At 65.1% G+C, this 21,576-nt stretch carries 17 protein-coding genes; 12 read left to right on the top strand and 5 right to left on the bottom strand.

All coding sequences use genetic code 11. The annotated features are described in order from the left end of the window. Positions 1 to 346 precede the first annotated feature (346 nt). The gene (locus tag N6H05_RS19100; protein ID WP_284111179.1) at positions 347 to 1,924 is read left to right on the top strand and encodes a glycosyl hydrolase family 79 N-terminal domain-containing protein; all 1,578 of its coding nucleotides are present in this window, start codon (positions 347 to 349) and stop codon (positions 1,922 to 1,924) included. Positions 1,925 to 2,243: 319 nt separating this feature from the next. Continuing rightward, positions 2,244 to 3,050 carry a LytTR family DNA-binding domain-containing protein gene (locus N6H05_RS19095; RefSeq protein WP_284111178.1) on the top strand — a complete coding sequence of 269 codons (807 nt, stop codon included), beginning with the start codon at positions 2,244 to 2,246 and terminating at the stop codon, positions 3,048 to 3,050. A gap of 10 nt (positions 3,051 to 3,060) precedes the next feature. On the opposite strand, the gene N6H05_RS19090 is transcribed toward N6H05_RS19095, so the two are convergent. Then, positions 3,061 to 3,837, bottom strand: a complete 777-nt coding sequence (locus N6H05_RS19090; RefSeq protein ID WP_161733853.1) for a sulfite exporter TauE/SafE family protein — start codon at positions 3,835 to 3,837, stop codon at positions 3,061 to 3,063. Between the two features lie 282 nt (positions 3,838 to 4,119). Here N6H05_RS19090 and N6H05_RS19085 point away from each other — a divergent pair, with 282 nt between their 5' ends. Beyond that, complete coding sequence (locus N6H05_RS19085; RefSeq protein ID WP_284111176.1) at positions 4,120 to 4,986, top strand: SDR family NAD(P)-dependent oxidoreductase; 867 nt, start codon at positions 4,120 to 4,122, stop codon at positions 4,984 to 4,986. A 66-nt stretch (positions 4,987 to 5,052) separates the two neighbouring features. On the opposite strand, the gene N6H05_RS19080 is transcribed toward N6H05_RS19085, so the two are convergent. Beyond that, the gene (locus tag N6H05_RS19080) at positions 5,053 to 6,330 is read right to left on the bottom strand and encodes an MFS transporter (RefSeq protein ID WP_004207760.1); all 1,278 of its coding nucleotides are present in this window, start codon (positions 6,328 to 6,330) and stop codon (positions 5,053 to 5,055) included. A 31-nt stretch (positions 6,331 to 6,361) separates the two neighbouring features. After that, entirely contained in the window at positions 6,362 to 7,159 is a 798-nt protein-coding gene (locus tag N6H05_RS19075) for a 2-keto-4-pentenoate hydratase (protein WP_284111174.1), read from the bottom strand. Positions 7,160 to 7,279: 120 nt separating this feature from the next. Between N6H05_RS19075 and N6H05_RS19070 the strand changes: the two genes are divergently transcribed. The 5 genes from N6H05_RS19070 to N6H05_RS19050 all read left to right on the top strand — a co-directional run bounded on the left by N6H05_RS19070 (position 7,280) and on the right by N6H05_RS19050 (position 11,957). Next, the gene (locus N6H05_RS19070; protein ID WP_284111172.1) at positions 7,280 to 8,329 is read left to right on the top strand and encodes a LacI family DNA-binding transcriptional regulator; all 1,050 of its coding nucleotides are present in this window, start codon (positions 7,280 to 7,282) and stop codon (positions 8,327 to 8,329) included. 73 nt (positions 8,330 to 8,402) lie between these two features. After that, positions 8,403 to 9,242, top strand: coding sequence for a 5-dehydro-4-deoxy-D-glucuronate isomerase (gene kduI, locus N6H05_RS19065; RefSeq protein ID WP_017500956.1), 840 nt, complete (start codon positions 8,403 to 8,405; stop codon positions 9,240 to 9,242). 49 nt (positions 9,243 to 9,291) lie between these two features. Then, entirely contained in the window at positions 9,292 to 10,047 is a 756-nt protein-coding gene (kduD, locus tag N6H05_RS19060) for a 2-dehydro-3-deoxy-D-gluconate 5-dehydrogenase KduD (RefSeq protein ID WP_284111170.1), read from the top strand. Between the two features lie 90 nt (positions 10,048 to 10,137). Beyond that, positions 10,138 to 11,706 (top strand): carboxylesterase/lipase family protein, encoded by a 1,569-nt coding sequence (locus N6H05_RS19055; RefSeq protein WP_284111168.1) that lies wholly within the window; start codon positions 10,138 to 10,140, stop codon positions 11,704 to 11,706. Between the two features lie 74 nt (positions 11,707 to 11,780). Then, a complete protein-coding gene (locus N6H05_RS19050) occupies positions 11,781 to 11,957 on the top strand; it encodes a hypothetical protein (protein WP_164488846.1) in 177 nt (58 codons plus the stop codon). Between the two features lie 9 nt (positions 11,958 to 11,966). Here the strand turns inward: N6H05_RS19050 and N6H05_RS19045 are convergent, their stop codons facing one another. Together N6H05_RS19045 and N6H05_RS19040 are read right to left on the bottom strand one after the other, a co-directional pair. After that, entirely contained in the window at positions 11,967 to 12,353 is a 387-nt protein-coding gene (locus N6H05_RS19045; RefSeq protein WP_284114274.1) for a cupin domain-containing protein, read from the bottom strand. After that, a complete protein-coding gene (locus tag N6H05_RS19040; RefSeq protein ID WP_284111165.1) occupies positions 12,353 to 13,753 on the bottom strand; it encodes a pectate lyase family protein in 1,401 nt (466 codons plus the stop codon). Before N6H05_RS19040 ends, N6H05_RS19045 begins: the two co-directional genes overlap by 1 nt. Before the next feature lie 368 nt (positions 13,754 to 14,121). On the opposite strand from N6H05_RS19040, the gene N6H05_RS19035 reads away from it, so the two are divergent. The 4 genes from N6H05_RS19035 to N6H05_RS19020 all read left to right on the top strand — a co-directional run bounded on the left by N6H05_RS19035 (position 14,122) and on the right by N6H05_RS19020 (position 21,541). Beyond that, entirely contained in the window at positions 14,122 to 17,004 is a 2,883-nt protein-coding gene (locus N6H05_RS19035; RefSeq protein WP_284111163.1) for a TonB-dependent receptor, read from the top strand. A 189-nt stretch (positions 17,005 to 17,193) separates the two neighbouring features. Continuing rightward, entirely contained in the window at positions 17,194 to 19,491 is a 2,298-nt protein-coding gene (locus N6H05_RS19030) for a TonB-dependent receptor (RefSeq protein ID WP_284111162.1), read from the top strand. Continuing rightward, positions 19,485 to 20,051 (top strand): hypothetical protein, encoded by a 567-nt coding sequence (locus N6H05_RS19025; protein ID WP_349666199.1) that lies wholly within the window; start codon positions 19,485 to 19,487, stop codon positions 20,049 to 20,051. Before N6H05_RS19030 ends, N6H05_RS19025 begins: the two co-directional genes overlap by 7 nt. After that, positions 20,048 to 21,541: a PepSY-associated TM helix domain-containing protein gene (locus N6H05_RS19020; protein WP_284111160.1), complete on the top strand. Its 1,494-nt coding sequence runs from the start codon at positions 20,048 to 20,050 to the stop codon at positions 21,539 to 21,541. Before N6H05_RS19025 ends, N6H05_RS19020 begins: the two co-directional genes overlap by 4 nt. The last annotated feature ends 35 nt before the right edge of the window (positions 21,542 to 21,576 follow it).

The following is a 21,576-nucleotide window of genomic DNA, read 5'->3' as shown; positions in this document are numbered from 1 at the left end:
CTTGCTGGTAGGCGTGAAGGCGACGCGGGCTTGGGGGCTGCTAGCGCTGCGAATTGGCTTCATGGCTGGATACTCCCTGATCTTTGTCATTCTATCCAAAATCACGCCGAGCGAACCTCGGGAATTTTACGGGGATCGTGCATTTTTGGGGATATTGTATTGGATTGGATAATATTGGCGCCTTGAAGCGGAAATGCGTGGGTGCCCCTTTTGTTCCGGTCCAAAATCGCAAAATCGACGGGGCTGGCACGCATCGCTCGCGTGATTGGTTTGTCCAAATTGGTCATGCCAACTTGCCGATGATGTGGCTTCGGCCTAGCCTTTCGCAAAATCGAGGGAGGATGCCGTGACAAAGGGCCGCATGTTGATGCTGGGAAGCCTGTCCCTGCTGGCGATGACGGGGACGACGCCGGGCGCGGCGACAGCGCCAGCAGACCCCGGCCGCTTTGCTCAGGTCGCAAAGGTCGATGACCAGTATCAGGCCTATAATGTCGAGATGGTGGAGGTGGTCGGCGGCCGCTTCTGGGCGCCCTATCCCAAGCCGGGCGATGCGCCGCCCCAGCCAGCGGCTGGTGGCAGCGGCGGCGTCGATATCGCCGCCGTCATGTTCCGCAAGCGTGAGCCGATCGACCTGACCGGTGACACGCGGCTGCGCAATCTCGCCCGCTCGCTCGGGCCGACTTATGTGCGCGTGAGTGGCGGCTGGGCCAATGCCGTCTATTTCCATGACAGTGATACGCCGCCGCCCGCGACCCCGCCCAAGGGCTATCAGAGCGTCCTGACACGCGCGCAATGGGCCGGCGTCGTCGATTTCGTGAAGGCGGTCGGCGGCAAACTGGTCGTGTCCTTCCCGGTAAGCGAAGGCGCGCGCGACGCGTCGGGCGTGTGGGATCCCGATCAGGCGCGCCGGCTCAACGCCTATACCGAGAAGTTGGGCGGCCATATCTATGCCGCCGAACTCATCAACGAACCCAATGCGGGGGCTATGGTCGGCTTGCCCAAGGGCTATGACGCGGTCGCCTTCGCCCGCGACATGGCCGTCTTCCGCGCGTTCCGCGATGCCGATGCGCCGCAGATGAAGATCGTCGGGCCGGGCAGCACGGGCGAGGCCGGATTCGTCATCATGCCGCGCAATATCGGCGTGGTGCCGACCGACGCGCTGATGAGCGCAGAGCCGCGGCCCAGGGTCGATATCTTCTCCTATCACTTCTACGGCACCGTCTCGAAACGCTGCGCCGCGATGGACAAGAGCGCCGGGATCAGCCCGGACCGGGCGCTGGACGAGGACTGGCTGGCGCGGGCGGATCTCAATGCGACCTATTATAAGGAACGGCAGCAGCGTTTCGCGCCCGGCAAAGACATCTGGATCACGGAAACGGCGCAGGCGGCTTGCGGCGGCGACGCCTGGGCAGCGACCTGGCGCGACAGTTTCCGCTATGTCGACCAGTTGGGGCGGCAGGCGAAGCAGGGCGTGTCGGTGGTCTTCCACAACACGCTGGCGGCCAGCGACTATGCGCTGATCGACGAGGCGACGATGATGCCCCGGCCGAGCTATTGGGCGGCGGTCCTATGGGCGCGGCTGATGGGCAATGTCGTGCTGGATGCGGGCCGGAATGAAGGCAAACTGCATCTCTACAGCCAGTGCCTGCGCGGGAAGCCCGGCGGCGTCGCGCTGGTCGCGATCAATCTCGACAGCGCCAATCCCGTCAGCCTGTCGCTGGCCGGCAAGGCGACCCGCTACACCCTGACCGCCGACAATCTGGACGCGGGCAGCGTGAAGCTCAACGGCCGGACGCTGGCGGTGGGGCAGGATGGTGTCCTTCCCGATCTCAAGGGCGTCGCCGCGCACGGCATGCAATCGTTGCCGGCGGCCAGCATCAGCTATCTCGCCTATCCCGATGCCCGCAACCCGGCCTGCCGCTGACCTCTGATGGGTCGGGCAGGCCGGGAAGGGGCTGTTCGGCGCATCAGGCCAGGGCCAGGGCAAAGGCGCCCATATGGGCGATGATGGCGCAGCACATGATGGCGATCGCGCCCTTGGTGCTCAGAAAATCGGTCATGGTCGGTCTCCTTGGCCGGTCGGGGCGGATGATCCATTCATCGGCCCGCCGGTATGAGGAGAAGCGATGGCAGCCCACGATTGACGGGCAAGCGGCTTTTCGTCACGCAGGGAGAACAGGAGAAAAAGCGCGGAAAACCGGGCCCTTCGCGGTTCGCGTTTCGCGAATGGAGAGGGGGATTGCGTGAAACGTCTCCGCCGTGTGCTGCTCGAACTCTGGGCGATGCTGCCGGTCGCGGCGGTGGTCGGCTTTCTTGGCCCCTTTGGCACCTATTTGTCGGGCGACTTCCTGCTGCGCGCCGGGCGATGGTGGATCATGCTGATGGGCGCCTATATCCTAGCGCGGCCGACGCTGATCGCCTGGCGGGCGATTGCGCGGGCGACGCGGTTGCCGCGCGGGTCTCTGGTCTTCTGGGGCATGGTCGCCTCCAGCTTTCCGATGGCGCTGATCTGGCGGCTGGTCGGGCGGGACGAGGTGCGACTGCTGGGCGGCTATGCCGGCCTGTTGCCCTTCACCTTGCTTTGCTGCCTGCTCGTCATGACAATCGCCTGGTGGGCGGAGCGGGCGGACGCGCATCTGCTGCGCTATTATGACGATCATCTGGGACCGGCCTCACCCTTCGTGTCGCCATCGACCGATGGTGCGCCGCCGCTCACGCCGATGGCGGGAAAGCAGGTTCGCCTTCATCAGCGTCTCAGCCCGGCCTTTACAGGCCCCATAGTCGCGCTGGAGAGCGAGGATCATTATGTCCGCATCCATGGGCCGCATGGCAGCGAACTGATCCTGATGCGGCTGCGCGACGCCATTGCGGAGATGGACGATGTGCCCGGCGCGCAGACCCATCGCAGCTGGTGGGTGGCCAAGGCGGCGCTGGCCGATGGCGCAAGCGTGGGCAAGGGGCGGGAAATTCGACTGACCAACGGTCTGTCGGCGCCGATCGCGCGCGACTCCCTTGATCGCCTGCGTCAGTCCGGTTTCCTGCCGGACTGACGCGGCAGGATCAGAGGATCAGGTTCAGCGCGACGATGATCAGGATCGTCGCCAGGATCGTGCGCAGCACCGCTTCGCGCACATGCGAGGCGAGCAGGCTGCCGACGATGATGCCGGGGATCGACCCGATCAGCAGCGATGCCAGCAGCGACATGTCGACCGTGCCCAGCCACCAATGGCCGATGCCGGCCACCAGCGTCAGCGGCACGGCATGGGCGACGTCGCTGCCGACGATCCGGGCGAGCGGCGTGCGCGGATAGAGGATCAGCAGCGCGGTCGCGCCGATCGCGCCGGCGCCAACCGAAGTGATGGTCACCGCCACGCCGACGACCACGCCCAGCAATATGGTGAGGTTGCGGGTGGCGGCGGGGCTGCGATCCTGGCCATGGGTGCGCGACCAGGCCGTGATCCGATCGCGGAACAGCAGCACCAGGCCGGTGAGGAACAGCATCACCCCCAGCGTGACCTTGATCGGATCGACCACGGCGGCCGACGGCGGCCCCATTGCCTTGAGCGCCATCAGCGCGCCGATCGCGGCCGGCATCGATCCCAGCGCCAGCCAGCCGACGATCGCCCAGTCGACCGATCGCTTCCAGCCATGGACCAGGCTGCCCACGCTCTTGGTGACGCAGGCATAGAGAAGGTCGGTGCCGACGGCTGCAGCCGGGTGGAAATTGAACAGCAGCACTAGGATCGGCGTCATCAGCGATCCGCCGCCAACGCCGGTCAGCCCGACCAGCGTGCCGACGATGAAGCCCGTCAGGGAATAGAGCGGATTGATCGTCACGGCCGCTCCTGCGGTGCATGACGACAGGCGGTGCGACCCATCATGGCGTCACCTAAGGGCGTTTGCGCTGCCCATGCAAGTCCTTGCACTCGATCCATATCCCTGCGTCCCCCTTATGTTTCGCGGTGGGACATAGCGGACGCCATGGCGGGGTGAAACCCGCCCCTTGCTTGAGGGGGGTGATAGCTTTGCTATGGACGGCGCGCGCCACATATCGCTCCCGCGGCTGTCTGGCCTGCGTTCGAGCGCCTAGCGTGCCGGGATAAGCGACAGGAGCAGGATATGGTGGAACGGGCACGGGTGGCGGTGGTGACGGGCGCGAGTTCGGGCATCGGCAAGGCGATCGCCAAGGCCATGGCGCGGCAGGGCTGGCGGGTGATCGGCACCGGTCGCGATCCCGAACGGCTGGCGGCTGCGGAGGCCGAGATAGCGGCGGAGTCGGCCGGCGCGCCGGTCACCATGCTGCGCGCCGACCTGTCGCTGCTGGGCGGAGCCGCCCAACTGGCGCAGGATATCGCCGCGCTGACCGACCGGGTCGACCTGCTGTTCAACAATGCCGGCGGCATGACCGATAAGCTGGTGATGACGGACGAGGGGCTGGAGGCGAATTTCGCCGGCAATCATCTGGGGCCGTTCCTGCTAACGCAGCGCCTGTTGCCGCTGTTGCGCAAGGCGGCGGCTGACCAGCCGGCGGGCGCCGTGCGCATCCTCAACACCGCCTCCGACGCCAGCGAGATGATCCCGGCGATCAACCTGGACGACATGCAGAATCTGGAACGGTTCAGCCCCGGCATGGCCTATTGCACCGGCAAGCTCGCCAATGTGCTGTTCGCCCGCGCGCTGGCGGATCGGCTGGCGGGGGCAGGGATCATCGCCCATGCCGTTCATCCCGGCGCGGTCGACTCGAACTTCTTTTCCCATGCGCCGGCTGACACGCAGGAGCGCTCGCGCGGGCTGGACAAGGCGAGCGAGGCGGACGGAGCGGACACGCTGGTCTGGCTGGCGACCGCACCGGAAGGGGCGGCCAGCAATGGCGGCTATTGGTATCGCCGTGCGCCGCGCACGCCCAATAAGCTGGTCGAGGATGCAGCGATCGTCGATCGCTTCTGGCAGGAAAGCGAAAAGCTGATTGCGGCGCATGGCCGCTGAGAACGCAAGGCGCCCCGGACCGGCAATCCCCATCGCCGGTCCGGGGCAGTCCCTCCCCCAGGGAACTTATTCCGGCACCTTCACCTGCGCCAGGCGCGGTGAAAGCAGGTGGATCGCCAGCAGGGCGATGAAATAGGCGCTGCCTGCGACGGCGAAGAGCGGCGCATAGCTGCCGATGCTGTCGAGGATATAGCCGGCATATTTGGCCATCAGCATGCCGCCGATCGCGCCGGCCGTGCCGCCGATGCCGACCACCGATCCGACCGCCGCACGCGGGAACATGTCCGACGGCAGGGTATAGAGATTGGCGGAAAAGGCCTGATGCGCGGCGGTGGCGATGCCGATCACGAGGACGGCGACCCACAGATTGTCGATCGACTGGGCAAAGAAGACCGGCGTGACCGCAGCGGCGCAGACCAGCATAGTCAGCTTGCGCGCGGCGTTGACGCTGTGTCCGGCCTTCATCAGCCGTCCCGACAGCCAGCCGCCGGCCACGCTGCCAAGGTCCGACAACAGATAGATGGCGACCAGCGGCGGGCCGAAGCTGATGAGGTCGAGGCCATAGCGCTCGCCCAGATAGCCCGGCAGCCAGAAGAGGAAGAACCACCAGATCGGGTCGATGCAGAATTTGCCGATGGCAAAGGCCCAGCATTCTCGCACGGCAATCAGCCGGCGCCAGCCGATCGGCGTGACCGGGTCGGCCGGATCCTGCTGGATATAGGCAAGTTCGGCGGCGCCGACGCGCGGATGCTCCTGCGGCCGGCGATAGAAGATCAGCCAGGCGGCGAGCCACACGACGCCGAATATGCCGGTCGCGATGAAGGCGAAGCGCCAGCCATATTGGATGGTCAGCCATGGCACCAGCAGCGGCGTGATGATCGCGCCGACATTGGCACCGGCGTTGAACAGGCCGATCGCGAAGGCGCGCTCCTTCTGCGGGAACCATTCGGCCACCGCCTTGATGCCGGCGGGGAAATTGCCGGATTCGCCGACGCCCAGGCCAAAGCGGGCGAAGGCGAACTGGGTCACGCTATGCACGCCGCCATGGGCCACATGGGCGATCGTCCAGATGATGATCGCGACGGTATAGCCCAGCCGCGCGCCGATCGCGTCGACCAGCCGGCCAAAGCCCAGATAGCCGATCGCATAGGCCGCCTGGAACCAGAAGACGATATTGGCATAGTCGGTTTCCGACCAGTGCATCTCGGCCGCCAGCGTCGGCTTGAGCACGCCGATCATCTGCCGGTCGACATAGTTGATCGCGGTGGCGGCGAACAGCAGCCCGACGATCACCCAGCGATAGCGCCCGACCCTCTGGGTTGCTCCGGCGACGGCCTCGTTCATTCTCTTCCTCTCCTCTTGCCCTGCAGCCTTGTCAGACGGCCGCTTGGGGGCGGATGACGCAGTGTGCGGTGCCGAGCGGTCCGAAGTCCGCAACCACCGTCTGCCCGACGCGCACTTCATGCACGCCGGTGACGGCGCCTGTCGATATCCATGCGCCCGGTTGCAGCCTTATGCCGCGCGCGGCGAGATTTTCGAGCAGGAAACGCACGGAGCCGATCGGCCCGTCGGGGAAGCTGACGGCGCGGCCGGTGCCGGCGACGACGCCGTCGATGCTCAGGCTGATGTCGATCTCGGCGAAGGCCAGGCTCTGCCAGTCCGGCACGGCCGCGCCGATCAGCAGGCCGTTATTATTGCCGAAGTCGGAAACGGTGACGGCCGGGCCATGCTCGTTGATGCCGGTGAAGGGGGAACTGGCGATTTCCAGCCCGATATGCACGGCGTCGACCAGCGCGGCGGCTTCCTCCAGGGTGAAGCTGGTCTGGGCCGGGTCGGGGGTCTGGCCGATGCGCAGCAGGAATTCCGCCTCCGCCGCGCCAAAGCCCTGGGCAAAGACCAGCCCGGTGGCATCGGGGGTCAGGGCATGGATGGTCGGGGTGAAGATCGGCCCGGCCAGCCGATCGGCGCCGAAACGCTCGACCAGCGGGGCGGGCACGCGGCCGACCTTCCAGCCGCCGACCGGCGCATCGACCAGCGCCAGTGCCTCCGCCTGGATTGCATAGCCGTCGGCCAGGCTGGGCGGGATCGGGCCGGGATAGTCGGAAAAGCCCGTCGCCTGCTGTCGGGCGGTGACGAAGGCGCGCGCAATGGCGGCAGGGGAAGCGGCGGTCACGATGATCCTCTCTGCTGGTTCTTCTTCTCGGGATGCCTGCAAGAGTAACCGGTGTCAATAGATTTGCCGAGCGACGCATATTGCGCTGGTTGCGGGCCATAAGCGCGCTATAAAAGGGCCATGACAAAGACACCCAGGGACGAGGGCGCCATCGCCAAGCTGACGATCAACGACATTGCCCGCATGGCCGGCGTGTCGAAGAAGACGGTCAGCCGCGTCATCAACCGATCGCCGCTGCTGAACCAGGAAACCCGCGGCAAGGTGGAGGAAATCATCCGCCAGACCGGCTATGTCCCCAATCCGCAGGCACGCGCGCTGGCGCTGGGGCGCAATTTCCTGATCGGCCTGATCTACGACAATCCCAATGCCCAGATGGTGCTCAGCATGCAGAAGGGGATATTGGAGGCGCTGCACGGCACCGAGTTCGAGCTGGTGGTGCGCCCGGTGGACAGGGGGGCGGCGATGGTGATGGAGGACATCCATAACTTCGTGACGCGCCAGCGCCTGTTTGGCGTTGTCGTGCTGCCGCCGCTCTCCGAAAATGACAGTCTTTCCAAGCTGTTCGATGATGCTGGCTGTCGCTATGTGCGCATGGGTTCGGCTTTGCTCGACGATCCGGAGCATATGGTCGCCTCCAATGACCGCGACGCGGTGGCCGATGCGGTGCGCTATCTGATCGCGCAGGGGCATCGGCGGATCGGCCTGATCGCCGGGCCGCATGGCTTCCGTTCCGCCAAGGAACGGCGCGAGGGCTTTGAAATGGCGCTGGCGGAAGCCGGCATCAGCCTGCCGCGCAGCCTGGTCGCAGACGGACAATATACTTTTGAATCAGGGGTTTCGGCGTCCGAAAACCTGTTTGACCTCACCTCCCCGCCGACCGCGATCTTTGCCAGTAATGACGAGATGGCGGCAGGTGTCCTCTATGCGGCGCGGCTGCGCGGGATCGAAGTGCCGGAGCAATTGTCGATCATCGGCTTCGACGATACGCCGCTCACCACCCGCGTCTGGCCGCCGTTGACCACGGTGCGCTGGCCGATCGCGGCCATGGGCCGCGCCGCCGCACTCAAGCTGATCGGCACTGCCATCGGCGAGGAGGCGGAGGTCAGCGAGCCGTCGCTGTTCAGTTCGACCCTGATCCGGCGCAGTTCGGTGGCGCCTGCATCGGGCTGATCGATGTCAAGGTTGACACCGGTTTCCGAATTTGCTTCCCAAGGGGCAATTTCGAATAACCGGCGAGGATATCATGTTCGACAAGACCTATTATGCGACCCACCCCGACATGATGGAGTGCGTGTCGAACGAGGAGCTGCGGGATCGCTATCTGATCGGCGGCCTGTTCCGCGACGGCGAATGCGTGCTGAACTATACCCATGCCGAGCGCTTCGTGATCGGCGGCGTGGCAGTGGCCGATGCGCCGGTGAAGCTGCCGGCGCAGACCGAGCCGGCCTCGGCGGCGGGCCATCCCTTCCTGGAGCGGCGCGAGCTGGCGATCGTCAATGTCTCGGGCGTCGAAGGCACCGTGACCGTCGACGGCGAAGTCTTCACGCTGGGCAACAAGGATTGCCTCTATGTGACGATGGGCGCCAAGGATGTGGAGTTCGCCGGCGCCGGCGCGCGTTTCTATCTCGCCTCCTGCCCGGCGCACAAGGCGTTCACCACCCGCAAGCTCGGCATCGCCGACGCCAATGCACTGGAGCGCGGCAGCCTGGAGGAATCGAACGAGCGCACCATCTTCCAGCTCGTCATCCCCGGCATCTGCGACAGCGCGCAGCTGGTCATGGGCCTCACGGTCCTGAAGCCCGGTTCGGTGTGGAACACCATGCCCCCGCACATCCATGAGCGCCGCAGCGAGATTTATTTCTATTTCGAGCTGGATGGCGATGCCGACCGCGTCTTCCACTATATGGGCGAGGGCGACGCGATGCGTCACATCGTCATGGCGAACGAGGAAGCGGTGATCTCGCCGCCCTGGTCGATCCATATGGGATCGGGCACCAAGGCCTATGCCTTCATCTGGGCAATGGCCGGCGAGAACCAGGACTATACCGACATGAACGTGCTGGACATTTGCCAGCTGGCCTGACGGTTTTTTGCCTCTTCCGCGCGAGCGGGAGGGGCCAGGGAGTCCTGACATGAGCACTATCTTCGATCTTGGTGGCAAGGTCGCCATCGTCACCGGCGCCAATACCGGCATTGGCCAGGCGATCGCGCTGTCGCTCGCGGCGGCCGGCGCCGACATTGCGGCGGTCGGCCGCACCCCGGCGGAAGAGACCGTCGAGAAGGTCCGGGCGCTGGGGCGCAAGGCCGAGATCGTCTCGGCCGACCTGTCGAGCATCGAACCGGTGCAGCGCGTCGTCGACGAGACGATCGCAAAGCTGGGCGGGCTCGACATATCGATCAACAATGCCGGCATCATCCGCCGCGCCGACAGCGTCGACTTCACCGAGGAAGACTGGGACGCGGTGATCGACACCAATTTGAAGTCGACCTTCTTCCTGGCCCAGGCGGCCGGGCGGCACATGCTGGCACAGGGTAGCGGCAAGATCGTCAACATCGCCTCGCTCCTGTCGTTCCAGGGCGGCATCCGGGTGCCGAGCTATACCGCGTCGAAGAGCGGCGTCGCTGGCCTCACCAAGCTGCTGGCGAACGAGTGGGCGGCCAAAGGCGTCAACGTCAACGCGATCGCGCCGGGCTATATCGCGACCAACAACACCGCCGCGCTGCAGGCCGACGAAACCCGCAACCGCCAGATCCAGGAACGTATCCCGGCCGGCCGCTGGGGCGACCCGAGCGACATTGGCGGCGCGGCCGTGTTCCTGTCGTCGCCGGCGGCCAACTATATCCATGGCCACATCCTCGCCGTCGATGGCGGCTGGCTGGCCCGCTGATATCCCGTCCTGCGCCTGCCACCGGGTGGGCGCAGGACAACCTTGACTAAAGAGGAGGGCGAAGCCTCCCGACCCAGCACAGGAGGACGGATGCCCGATATCGACCGGCGGAGCGCGTTGACCGGCGCTGCGGCCCTGTTAGGCGCCAGTCTCGCTCGCCCGGCGCATGCCGCCACCGCCAGCATCGTGGCCACCCGCAAGGGCCGGGTTGCCGGCACCCGCGAGGGCGGCCTCCATGTCTTTCGCGGCCTGCGCTATGGCCAGGATACCGCGTCCCGCCGCTTTCAGGCACCGCTTGCGCCCGATGGCTGGACCGGCACTGCCGATGCCAGCGCCTTCGCGCCCTCCTGCCCGCAACAGGGGCGGCAGGAGTCGGAGAGCGAGGATTGCCTGTTCCTCAATATCTGGACCCCCGGCCCGGACCCGCGCGCCAGGCGGCCGGTGATGCTCTACATCCATGGTGGCGCCTATTCCAACGGCTCCGTGGTCGATCCGCTGACCTATGGCGACCGGCTCGCGGCGCAGGGCGATGTCGTGGTGGTGACGGTCAACCATCGGCTCAACATCTTCGGCTATCTCTATCTCGCCCGGCTCGATCCGCGCTTCGTCGACAGCGGCAATGCAGGCCAGCTCGACCTCATCCTCGCGCTGCAATGGGTGCGCGACAATATCGCGGCCTTTGGCGGCGATCCCGGCAATATCCTGGTCTTCGGCCAGTCTGGCGGCGGCGCCAAGATCGCGACGATGATGGCGATGCCCGCCGCCGCCGGCCTGTTCCATCGCGCCATCACCATGAGCGGCCAGCAGGTGACGGCCTCGGGTCCGCTCAACGCGACGAAGCGGGCGCAGGCCTATCTCGCCGGGTTGGGCGTGAAGGCCGATGACCTGTCATCTTTGCTGTCACTTTCAACCGCGCAACTGGTGGAGGGGCTGGCAGCGCAAGACCCGATACTGGGTGGCGGCCTCTACATGGGGCCCGTGCTCGACATGACGCATCTTGCGCGCCATCCTTTCTGGCCCGATGCGCCGCTCCAGTCACAGGCGATCCCGATGATGCTGGGCAACACCCATGACGAGACCCGTGCCTTCATCGATCCGCACGGCCCCAAGCTCCAGGGGCTGGACTGGTCCAACCTGGCCGTCCGGATGGCGCCGGAACTGCGCATGGACCTTTCGCCCGAATGGATCGTCGCCCAATATCGTGCCCGCTATCCCGACTGGTCGGCGGAGCGCATCTTCTATGCCGCGACCACGGCCGGGCGCAGCTGGCCGGGGCAGGTGCTGGAGGCGGAGGCGCGGGCCCGCGCCGATGCGCCGACCTGGGTCTATCAGGTCGATTTCGCCTCGCCGACCCAGCCCGAACGCGGTGCGCCGCACACCATGGACATCGCGCTCGCCTTCGGCACGCTCGATGCGCCGGGCAGCTTCACCGGCACGGGCGCAGGTGCCCAGGCCGCCTCGCGCGCGCTGATGCAGCGTTTCCTCGCCTTCGCCCGGCGCGGTGATCCCAATGACAGCGGAATGGCGCCCTGGCCGCAATATCGGCTGGACCGGCGGCAGACGATGATCGTCGATGTCGACAGCCATGTGGAAAGCGATCCGCGCGGCTGGGAGCGGGAACTCTTCGCCCGCGTGCCCTATATCCAGCCGGGTAGCTGAACGCGGTTCGTTGCTGGGCCGCAACCAAAAGGGGATGGGCGCGTTGAGTCCGTCCATGCAGTTGGAGGAACCGCATGGATACCCAGGATGTCGATTATGTCTCGGAACGCGGCGAGCTGCATTTTCTCGCTGCCCTGGTCGATGAGCTGATGCGCCGGCTGATGCTGTCGGGCGTGCTCAGCCAGGCCGAACTCAACGCGATCGAGGCCGATGTCGCCAAGCGCATCGGCAATGTGCCGCGCGCCTGGTGACTTGTCGGGTCAGTGAACCACCGGATAGCTGATGATCAGCGCCAGCGGTTCCTTGCCGACCTGCCGGATGCCAACCTTGGCATCCTTGTACAGATAAGCAGCCATGCCCGGCGTCAGCGGCTTTTCCACGCCGTCGGATGTCACCACGCCTTCGCCCGACAGGACATAATAGACCTCGTCATGGACGATCGGATGGACGCCGATCGCCGCGCCGACATGCAGCACGCGCTTGCGGAACTCCATGCTGCGCGGCTGCGGCACGGCGTCGCTGATGCGATAGGCGGTCGACATGCCGATCTCGCCATGGGGCGGGGGCTCGTCCCGCATCACCGCCCGCTCGTCGATGACCACCATCGGCGGCGCTGCGGCCGCCGCCAGCAAAAGGGACAATGCCATCATTGTCTTGGTGCCTGTCGCATCAGCTTGTCCCGATCGGACAGATGCTCGGTGGTTTCCTCCCTCTGTCCGGGATAGCGACCCGATTTCGGTTCCATCGTGTCCAGATTCCAGTCCTTGTCGATGAAGGGCGCGCTGGTGGGTGTGAAGCTGGGGTAGCCGCCGACCTGCTTCTCGCTGTCGATGATTTCGCCGCGTCCCTCGGCGATGAAGGCCAGGACGCGCAGGTCGTCGGCATCGCGATCCCATGGCCGGGCGCCGGACTCCCACAGCAAATTCGTCTCTACGTCGCGTACCGGCATGACGTCCAGCCTGTCAGGCCAGATCGGCGGAGCCGCTTCCTCGATCAGCTTTGCCTGGGTCTCGCCATAGCGGCCTACCATTGGCAGCGGCTTGCCGAACTGATCGACCGCAATATTGTCCTTGGCATAATATTCCAGGTCACCCGCGCCGCCCAGCGTCAGGAAGGGCAGGTCCGGAACGGTCGAAGGGCCACCGCGTAGCACATTGCCGACGGCGGACAACTGGCCCATCTGATAGGGGTGCTTGCCCCATTCCATGGCCACCAGATTGTAATGGACCGCACGTTTGCCCGGATCATAGATCAGATTGTTGACAACCGCAGCGCGGACGCCCCCCTTCAGCAGCGGGTTGCGCTCCATGTTATGGGCGTAGATGTTCCGATAAATCAGAATGTTGGTCGCATTATCATGGATCAGCGATCCCTTGCTATGCTCCCCCTTGGGGTGGCTGGCATGGGCCAGGCCTTCGGCCGCCAGATTATAGGAAAGGGTGATGTTGTGCGCGGTGTTGGCACGCCATTCGTCCGGGGTGTTGCCGGCGAAGCGCGGACCGGAAGCGGACATATTTTCGTCGATCGCCCAGCTGAAGGTGCAATGGTCGATGATGATGTCATGGCCACCCACCACTGACATGGCGTCGGCTTCCCAGCCGCTTGTCGAGGGCTGGTCGTCCACCCCGGTGCGTACACGGATATGGCGCATGATGACGTCATGGGTGGCGATGTCGATGCCTGCGCGAATCAAGGTGATGCCCGGAGACGGAGCGGTTTGTCCGGCGATCGTTACAAAGGGTTCGCGAATGGTGAAGGTCTGGCGCCCCAGGTCGATGATGCCGGCCACTTCGAATACGATAATGCGTGGTCCCTTGGCTTCCAGTGCTGCCTTGAAGCTGCCTGGGCCGTCTGCTGCCAGGGTCGTGACCCGGATGATTCGTCCGCCACGCCCGCCGGGTGTAGCCGCGCCCCAGCCGACAGCGCCGGGAAAGGCTGCTTTGGCCGTTGTCGATGACTGGGCTGTCGGGGCGGCCGACTGTGCGGCGCTGAGGGGGGATAGGATAAGACCGGCGAGCGGCAGGGCGAGCAGGCGCATGGCATTCATTGTTCGTAAACTCCTCTCACCTCTAGGTTTGCATCGGAGCGGCACGAAAGCAAGCCTCGTTGATACCGGTGTCTTTCTTGCCTTTTGATGAGGATGCGGATTGGTTGCGACAGCGCGTTTTGGGCTATCCCGACACGAACATCAGTGCGTTCCCGCCGCGATTGTCAGGCTCTTTATATCCGTCGAACCCATTTTTTCCGAAATCCTGCCGGGCAGGGCTGGGGTAAGGGTGCGCCGCATATTTTCCTTCGATGACATTGACATTGTCCTGTGCTCGTATCAAACATTGCTGACACCGGTGTCTTAAAGGGGACAACATCGGGCCGCACCCCCAAAGAGGCGTGGCGGAAATATGGAGGGATGTTTCTATGATTGCGTTCGTACAGGCTTCGTCCGCCCGGAAATGGCTGTCCGCAGCCTCGACCCTGGCATGCGCCATTGCCTGCGTTTCCGCCGCTCAGGCCCAAAATGCCCAGGCTCAGTCCGTGCAGGGCGATGCTGCGGTTGCGCCGGATCAGCGGCAGGCGGATGCCGCAGCCCAGGAATCCGACATCATCGTCACCGGTTTCCGCCAGTCGCTGGGCGCGGCGATCAACCTCAAGCGCCAGTCGGTCAGTTCGGTCGATGCGATCGTGGCGGAGGATATCGCCAAGTTCCCCGACCAAAATCTTGCGGAATCCCTTCAGCGTATCCCCGGCATCTCGATCCAGCGTGATGGTGGCGAAGGGCGCGCGATCACCGTGCGCGGCCTTGGTGCGCAGTTCACCCGTGTGCGCGTCAACGGGCTGGAAACGGTCGCCACCTCGACCGATGGTGCCAGCTCGAACCGCGATCGCTCCTTCGATTTCAACGTCTTCGCGTCCGAACTGTTCAGCTCGCTGGTCGTCCACAAGACGGCCGAAGCCTCGCTGGATGAAGGCTCGCTCGGCGCCGTGGTCGATCTTAACACCGGCAATCCGCTCGGCGGCAAGGAAGGGTTGACCCTCGTCGGGTCGGCGACCGCCTCCTATAATGATCTGGCCAAGAATTGGGGGCCGCGCCTGGCCGGCATCGCGTCCTGGAAATCGGCGGACGGGCGCTTCGGCGTCGCCCTTTCGGCGGCCTATTCGACGCTCGACACCAAGGAACTGGGCAATAACAGCGTGCGCTGGGCCCAGGCCCGCTTCGACAATGTCGATGGCACGGCCTGTTTCACCCAGCCCAATTCGGGCGGCACCTATCGTGCCAGCGCAGCCTGCGATCAGGCCGCGCTGTCCTTCCACCCCCGCATCCCGCGCTATGGCGAGGTGCGCCATGATCGTGAGCGGCTGGGCCTGACCGGATCGGTGCAGTTCGCGCCGACCGACGCGACCAAGATCTCGATCGACGGCCTCTATTCGCGCTTCAAGGAAACCCGCGAGGAGAAATGGGGCGAGGTATTGCTGCGCTCCAACGAGCGGTCGATCAATGTCGTCAATCCGGTCTATGACGATAATGGCAACATGATCTCGGCGACGCTCAACGACGCCTGGGTCCGCACCGAACATTATCTGCGCAAGTCGAGCACCGAATTCTATCAGATCGGTGGCACCTGGGATCAGGATGTGACGGACAAGTTCCGCTTCACCCTGCTGGGCGGCCTGTCCAAATCCAACGCCGATATTCCGGTCGAAACCACGGTGGTCTTCGACGATCGCGATGCCCAGGGCTATAGCTATGACTATAGCGACATGAAGCATCCCAAGCTGACCTTCGGCACCAGCGTGACCGATCCGGCCAATTTCCAGCTTGCCGAAATCCGCGACCGTCCGTCCAACACCACCAACCGGTTCAAGACCGCGCAGTTGCGCACCGAATGGGACGCGGCGGAGGGGCTGACCGTGAAGGTCGGTTCGATGTGGCGCCGGTTCGACTTCAAGACCGTCGGCTATCAGCGCGATACCGCGGTCTGCGGCAATGGCGGCAAGGATCTGGTGCTGGGCACCATCACCTGCTCGCCGACCAGCCTGTTCGGCCCGAGCGCCGTCTATGGCTTCCAGGCCACGCCGGAATTGAGTGAACTCTTCACCCTGGGCAAGGCGGGCCAGCCGTCGGGCACGACCACCCAGTGGCTGATCCCGAACCTCGACACGGCGACCGCCTACACCAAGCTCTATGATCGCGCACTGGCGCTCGACGTCGGCAACAACCGGTCGGTGCGCGAGGAAGTGACCGGCGGCTATTTCCAGTTCGATGCCAAGGGCGACCTGTTCGGCCTCGAATATGCGCTGAACGCGGGCATGCGCTATGCCAAGACCGACCAGCGCTCGACCGGCCTCAATGGCGGCATCCCGGTGACGATCAAGCGCAGCTATGAGGATTGGCTGCCGGCCGCCAACCTGGCCCTGTTCCCGACCGACAAGCTGGTCATTCGCGCGGCGGTGGCCGACGTGATGACCCGCCCGACGTTGGGCAGCCTGACGCCGGGTGGTTCGGCCGACGGCTTCCAATATCGTGTCAGCTACGGCAATCCCTATCTCAATCCCTATCGTGCGACCGCCTATGACCTCGCTGTCGAATGGTATTTCGCGCCCCAGTCGCTCTTCTCGGTCGCCCTGTTCAAGAAGGATGTGCAGAGCTTCCCGGTCGCCGCTACCATTTCCAACGCGACCTTCGCGGAAACCGGCCTGCCGGCCTCGGTGCTGGTCAGTTCCTCGCCCGCCGCGCTCAATCCCGCGCTGCAGGCCGAACCGATCTGGACCATCGCGACCACGGTCAACGGCACCGGCGCCTCGCTCAAGGGCGCGGAAATCGCGCTACAACTGCCCTTCACCTTCCTGCCGGGCATCTTCAAGCATTTCGGCATCCTGGCGAACGCGACCTTCATCGATTCAAACGCGACCTATAATGTGTCGGGGCCGGCGGTCGTGCCGGGTGGCGGCCTGGTCAATGTCGCGCGGGAGAACACGTTGTTCGGCGTGTCGAAGCGGGCCTATAACGGCACCCTCTATTATGACGACAACCGCTTCAGCGCGCGCGTCTCTGCCAGCTATCGCGGGCCTTATAGCGACCAGAACAGCGGTACCGGCAATGTCTTCGAAGGCTATAATTCGACCGTCAATGTCGACGCCTCGGTCCGTTACAAGGCGACTGACTGGCTGGAATTCACCCTCGACGGCATCAATCTGACCGACGAATATCGCGGCCGCTACACCGACCTCGATGCCAATCGCAACTATGAGTATAATCATTTCGGCCGCACCTTCCAGTTCGGCGCGCGCGTGAAAATGTAATCCTCCCTTCGGGTCGCGCCGTCACGGGCCAGCCGCCTTCTGCACGAGGTGGCTGGCCCTTTTTCTTGGGCCCGGCGGTGCGGCAGGGGCGACGCCGGGCAGGCAGCGGCAATAGTCCATTCATATAATGACATTGACTCGCGTTAGCGTTTTCAAATATGGCGCCGCCAAGAATATTTGGGGGTTCATATGGTGCGGTCGTCTTTCTTCTTTTCCGGGGCGGCGATCGTCGCACTGGCCGGTGCTGCTCTGGCCAGCCCAGCACTGGCGGGGCAGGTGCCGGATGCCGATATGGACCAGGCCCGCGCCGACATCATCGTCACTGGTGAAAAGAGCGCCCGCACCCTGCAGCAGACCCCGACCAGCATCGCCGTCGTCACGCCCGAGACGATCGAGCGCGAGGCGCTGATCACCATCCAGGATGTCTATAACCGCACCGCCAACCTGTCCGAAACCTATGGTTCGTCCGGCTTCACCATCCGCGGCATCAGCAACAGCGGCGTCGGCGCGGGCGGGCAGGCAGACGCCGCCAGCGTCTATGTCGATGGCGCGCCGGTGCCCAAATGGGCGCTCTATGGCGGCCCGACTGACCTTTGGGATGTGCAGCAGGTGGAAGTGCTGCGTGGCCCGCAATCGACCATCCAGGGTCTCAACGCGCTGGCCGGCGGCATCGTCATCACCAGCAAGGATCCCTCGCTGACCCGTTGGGGCGGTGACGCGCGCGTGCTGTGGAGCGAATATGATGATCGCACCTTCTCCGCCGCGATCGGCGGACCGATCATCAAGGATGAGTTGGGCATCCGCCTGTCGGCCGAGCGCCGCAACGATCGCGGCCTCATCTACAATGTCACCCGCGACGAATATAGCGACGCGCTGGAATCACTCAATCTGCGCGGCAAGATCAAATGGACGCCCCAGGCCATTCCGGGGCTGGAGGCGGTCGCCAGCTATAATCGTGTGCGGCGCGACGGCGGCTATCTCTACGAATATGCGCGGACCGACGTGCCCAATTATTTCAACCATCGCGTCGCCACCGGCGACCAGCCCAGCCGGGGCAAGATCGACAGCGACCTTGCCGTCTTCACCATCAGCTATCCGCTGGCCCAGGGGCTGAAACTGTCGAGCGTCACCTCCTGGAACCGCTCGCGCGTCCATTCGGTGATCGATACCGACGGCACGCCGCAGGATATCCAGGCGATCGACAATCGCTATAATTACCGCACCCTGACCCAGGAAATGCGCCTCAACTATGATGGCGAACGGCTGAGCGGCCTGCTGGGCGCCTGGTATTATCGCCGCACCGGCAGCATCGACCAGAATAGCCGGGTGAACATCGATACGCCGACCGCCACCATCGCCGCCCTGCTGCGCGCCAATGGCGCGACCGCGGCGCAGGCGACTTTCCTCAGTAATGCCTATGCAGCACAACTGCCGGTCATCCCGGTCGCCTATTCGGCCGACCAGCCCGAAAAGGTGGAGACGATGGCGCTGTTCGGCGACGCCCGTTTCAAGCTGACCGACCGGCTGACCCTGATCGGCGGCTTCCGCTACGATCATGAGCGCAACCGCTATGCCGCGCAAACGGTGGCGACCTTCAACGGCACGCTGCCCGATGCCAATTTCCTCGGCGCGGCCTATGCCCCGATCATTTCGCTGATCAACCAGGGCGTTCTGGGGCTGGTCGCCGACGCTTCCTCGCCGCTGGCGTCCAACAGCCGCAGCTTCAACGCCTTCCTGCCCAAGGCCGGGATCAGCATGGACTGGACGCCGGACCTCACCACCGCTTTCACCGTCCAGCGCGCCTATCGCTCGGGCGGCTCCAGCCAGAACCCGGCCCGCGCCCTGCTGGTCGCCTATGATCCGGAATATAGCTGGAACTATGAAGGCTCGCTGCGCTCGAAATGGCTGGACGGGCGCCTGACGCTCAATGCCAATGCCTTCTATATGACGTGGAAGGACCAGCAGGTCACCGCCTATTTCGGCCAGAATGCCTATGATTACAACACGGTGAACGCGGCCGGATCGCATCTTTACGGGTTTGAGGTGGAAGCGAATGCCACTATCGCGCGCGGCATCGATCTCTATGGCTCGGTCGGCCATGTCCGCACCAAATTCACCGATTTCGTCCTGCCCGCAGGGGCGACCAGCACGGTTGACCTCACCGACACCCAATTCCCCTATGCACCGCGCTGGACCCTGTCAGGCGGCATCAATGCGCAGTTCGGGCCGGGCTTCGTAGCCAATCTCAACGCCAATTACCGGTCGTCGGTCTTCACCGGGGTCGGTCAGGATCAGGGCCAGTACAAGGTCGGCGGCCGCACGGTCGTGAATGGCAAGATCGGTTATGAAACCGATCATTGGTCGCTGTTCGTCTTCGCCCGCAACATCCTCAACGAAGATTATATGCAGTACCAATATGCCGCGATTCATCAGGCGATCCTGGGCGAACCCCAGACCGTCGGCGTCGGCGCGAGCGTCCATTGGTGATCGCGCTCGCCAGCCTGCTGCTCATCGCGGGCGGCGCCCTGGGTGCTGCCCTGCTGCGCCGCTCCTGGGTGCGGCGGGATCGCTCTATGCCCGGCCTGCTGCTGGCGGGATGGGCCATATTGATCGGCCTGCTGGTCGCCGCTTTCCTGCTGATCGGGCCGGTCAAGGGGCTGGCCTTGGGACTGGCGATGGAGGGGATCGGTGCGCTCGCCATCATCTGGTTCGGCCGGGTCCGGCGCAAGGCGGCGCGGGTGCGCGACGGCGATGTCGCGCCCGAGCCGCTGGAGGAACCCGGCCGCTTCTGGCGCGGGATGCTCCGCGCCTTGCTCGCCGGGCCGCTCGGCATGACGGCGGCGATGGGTGTCGCCTTTTGCGTCACCGTCTATTTGCCCGGTGATCCGCGCACCCGGATCGTGCTTGGCGGCCTGTTGCTGCCGATCCTGTGGGGGCTGGCCATGACCTGGACCCTGGCGGACCGTCGCCTCCTGCGCGCCACTGCCGTGCTGGTCGGCGCCAGCATCATCGGCTTCGGCCTTGCCGCCTTGGGAGGGGCCGCATGAACGACCAGAGCGTCCAGACCAACAGCCGGCCAAAGAAATGGCGCTGGCCCTTGTCGCCCGAAACGGTGCGATCGGTGCTCAGCAGCCATTCGGTGCTGGGCCTCGCCTTTGCCGCGATCATCTATATCGTCTGCCTGACCGGCACGGTCGCCGTGTTCGCGCCCGATCTGGAGCGGTGGGAAGTGCCGGCGACGCCGGTGGTGACCAGCCTGTCGGATGCCTCGGCCGCCCGCGCCATCGCCGAAGCGGCCAGACGCGCGCCGCCCGACACCGCCCTCTATCTGTCGATGCCCACCGCGAAACAGGATGGCGCCAGCCTCACGGCCTTCAGCGCGACCTATGAACATAAATGGGCCTTGGCGGCCGATGGTGCGCTGTCCGATCTCGAAGCGGTCTGGACCGAATTCCTGATCCACCTCCATATCAACCTGCATCTGCCGCGCAGTTGGGGGCAGTTCATCGTCGGCCTGACCGGGGTGGCGCTGCTCTCCTCCCTGGTGTCGGGCATATTGGCGCATCCGCGCGTCCTGCGCGATGCCTTCCACCTGCGCCTGGGCGGTTCGCGCCGCCTGCAGGAGGCGGATTTGCACAATCGCCTCGGCATCTGGGCCTTGCCCTTTCACTTCACCCTGGCGCTGACCGGCGCGCTGCTGGGCCTCAGCACCATCATCGTCGCGATGCTGGCGATGCTGCTCTATCGCGGCGACATGGGGAAGGTCTATGAACTCTTCCTCGATCCGCCGCCCAAGGTTGACGCGCGTGCCGTGCCCATTCCCGATATCGCCCGGTTGATCGCCGATGCCCGCGCCCGCGCGCCGGCGGCCGTCGCGGACAATATCATGGTCGAACGGCCCGGCCGCGCCGATATGCGCATCTCGATCCATAGCGGCCGGCCGCACTTGCTGACCCAGCAGGACGAGGTGCAATATGATGCGCGGGGGCAACTGCTCCATCAGGAACGGCCGCAGGATCTGGTCGCCGGCACCCGGATGCTGAGCGGCATCGGCCAGCTGCATTTCGGCTGGTTCGGCGGGCTGCCCGTGCGGATCGCCTATGGCCTGCTCGGCATTGCACTCTGCATCGTCACCTCCAGCGGCGTGACCATCTGGCTGGCCCGCCGCCGCGATCGCGGCCGGCCGGCGCCGCAATGGGAACGGATCTGGGCCGCGATCTGCTGGGGGCAGCCGGTCATCCTCGTCCTCACCGCTGTTCTGGCCTTCGCCCTGCCGCAAGCACCGCTGCCGCTGGCCTGGCTCGGCCTCACCATCCTGTCGGTGCTGGCCGCCGGCATGGCGAAGGCGCTGCCCGGTCCGCGCCTGTCGCGCGGCCTGCAATGGGCGCTGGTCGCGGGGCTTCTGGCGGTGGCGCTGCTTCACGGCGCCCCGCTGCTGGCGGGCGGGCAGGGGCTACTGGTCGATCTGTTGCTGCTTGCCGGCGGCCTCGGCCTGTTGCTCGCCCTGCGCCGCAGTCGCGCGCCAGCCAAGGTCTAGGGCTGGGGCTTGCCATGCCCCTTCCATAAACGGGG

The sequence above is a fragment of the Sphingobium sp. WTD-1 genome, assembly GCF_030128825.1.
GTDB lineage: Bacteria > Pseudomonadota > Alphaproteobacteria > Sphingomonadales > Sphingomonadaceae > Sphingobium.
This window is presented reverse-complemented; position numbering and strand designations above follow the sequence as displayed.

Bases quoted from the DNA above. Each gene is read 5' to 3' on its own strand.
- N6H05_RS19085 (WP_284111176.1), top strand. From the start codon at position 4,120: ATGGTGGAACGGGCACGGGTGGCGGTGGTGACGGGCGCGAGTTCGGGC.
- N6H05_RS19080 (WP_004207760.1), bottom strand. From the start codon at position 6,330: ATGAACGAGGCCGTCGCCGGAGCAACCCAGAGGGTCGGGCGCTATCGC.
- N6H05_RS19070 (WP_284111172.1), top strand. From the start codon at position 7,280: ATGACAAAGACACCCAGGGACGAGGGCGCCATCGCCAAGCTGACGATC.
- kduI (WP_017500956.1), top strand. From the start codon at position 8,403: ATGTTCGACAAGACCTATTATGCGACCCACCCCGACATGATGGAGTGC.
- kduD (WP_284111170.1), top strand. From the start codon at position 9,292: ATGAGCACTATCTTCGATCTTGGTGGCAAGGTCGCCATCGTCACCGGC.
- N6H05_RS19055 (WP_284111168.1), top strand. From the start codon at position 10,138: ATGCCCGATATCGACCGGCGGAGCGCGTTGACCGGCGCTGCGGCCCTG.
- N6H05_RS19050 (WP_164488846.1), top strand. From the start codon at position 11,781: ATGGATACCCAGGATGTCGATTATGTCTCGGAACGCGGCGAGCTGCAT.
- N6H05_RS19045 (WP_284114274.1), bottom strand. From the start codon at position 12,353: ATGGCATTGTCCCTTTTGCTGGCGGCGGCCGCAGCGCCGCCGATGGTG.
- N6H05_RS19040 (WP_284111165.1), bottom strand. From the start codon at position 13,753: ATGAATGCCATGCGCCTGCTCGCCCTGCCGCTCGCCGGTCTTATCCTA.
- N6H05_RS19035 (WP_284111163.1), top strand. From the start codon at position 14,122: ATGATTGCGTTCGTACAGGCTTCGTCCGCCCGGAAATGGCTGTCCGCA.
- N6H05_RS19030 (WP_284111162.1), top strand. From the start codon at position 17,194: ATGGTGCGGTCGTCTTTCTTCTTTTCCGGGGCGGCGATCGTCGCACTG.
- N6H05_RS19020 (WP_284111160.1), top strand. From the start codon at position 20,048: ATGAACGACCAGAGCGTCCAGACCAACAGCCGGCCAAAGAAATGGCGC.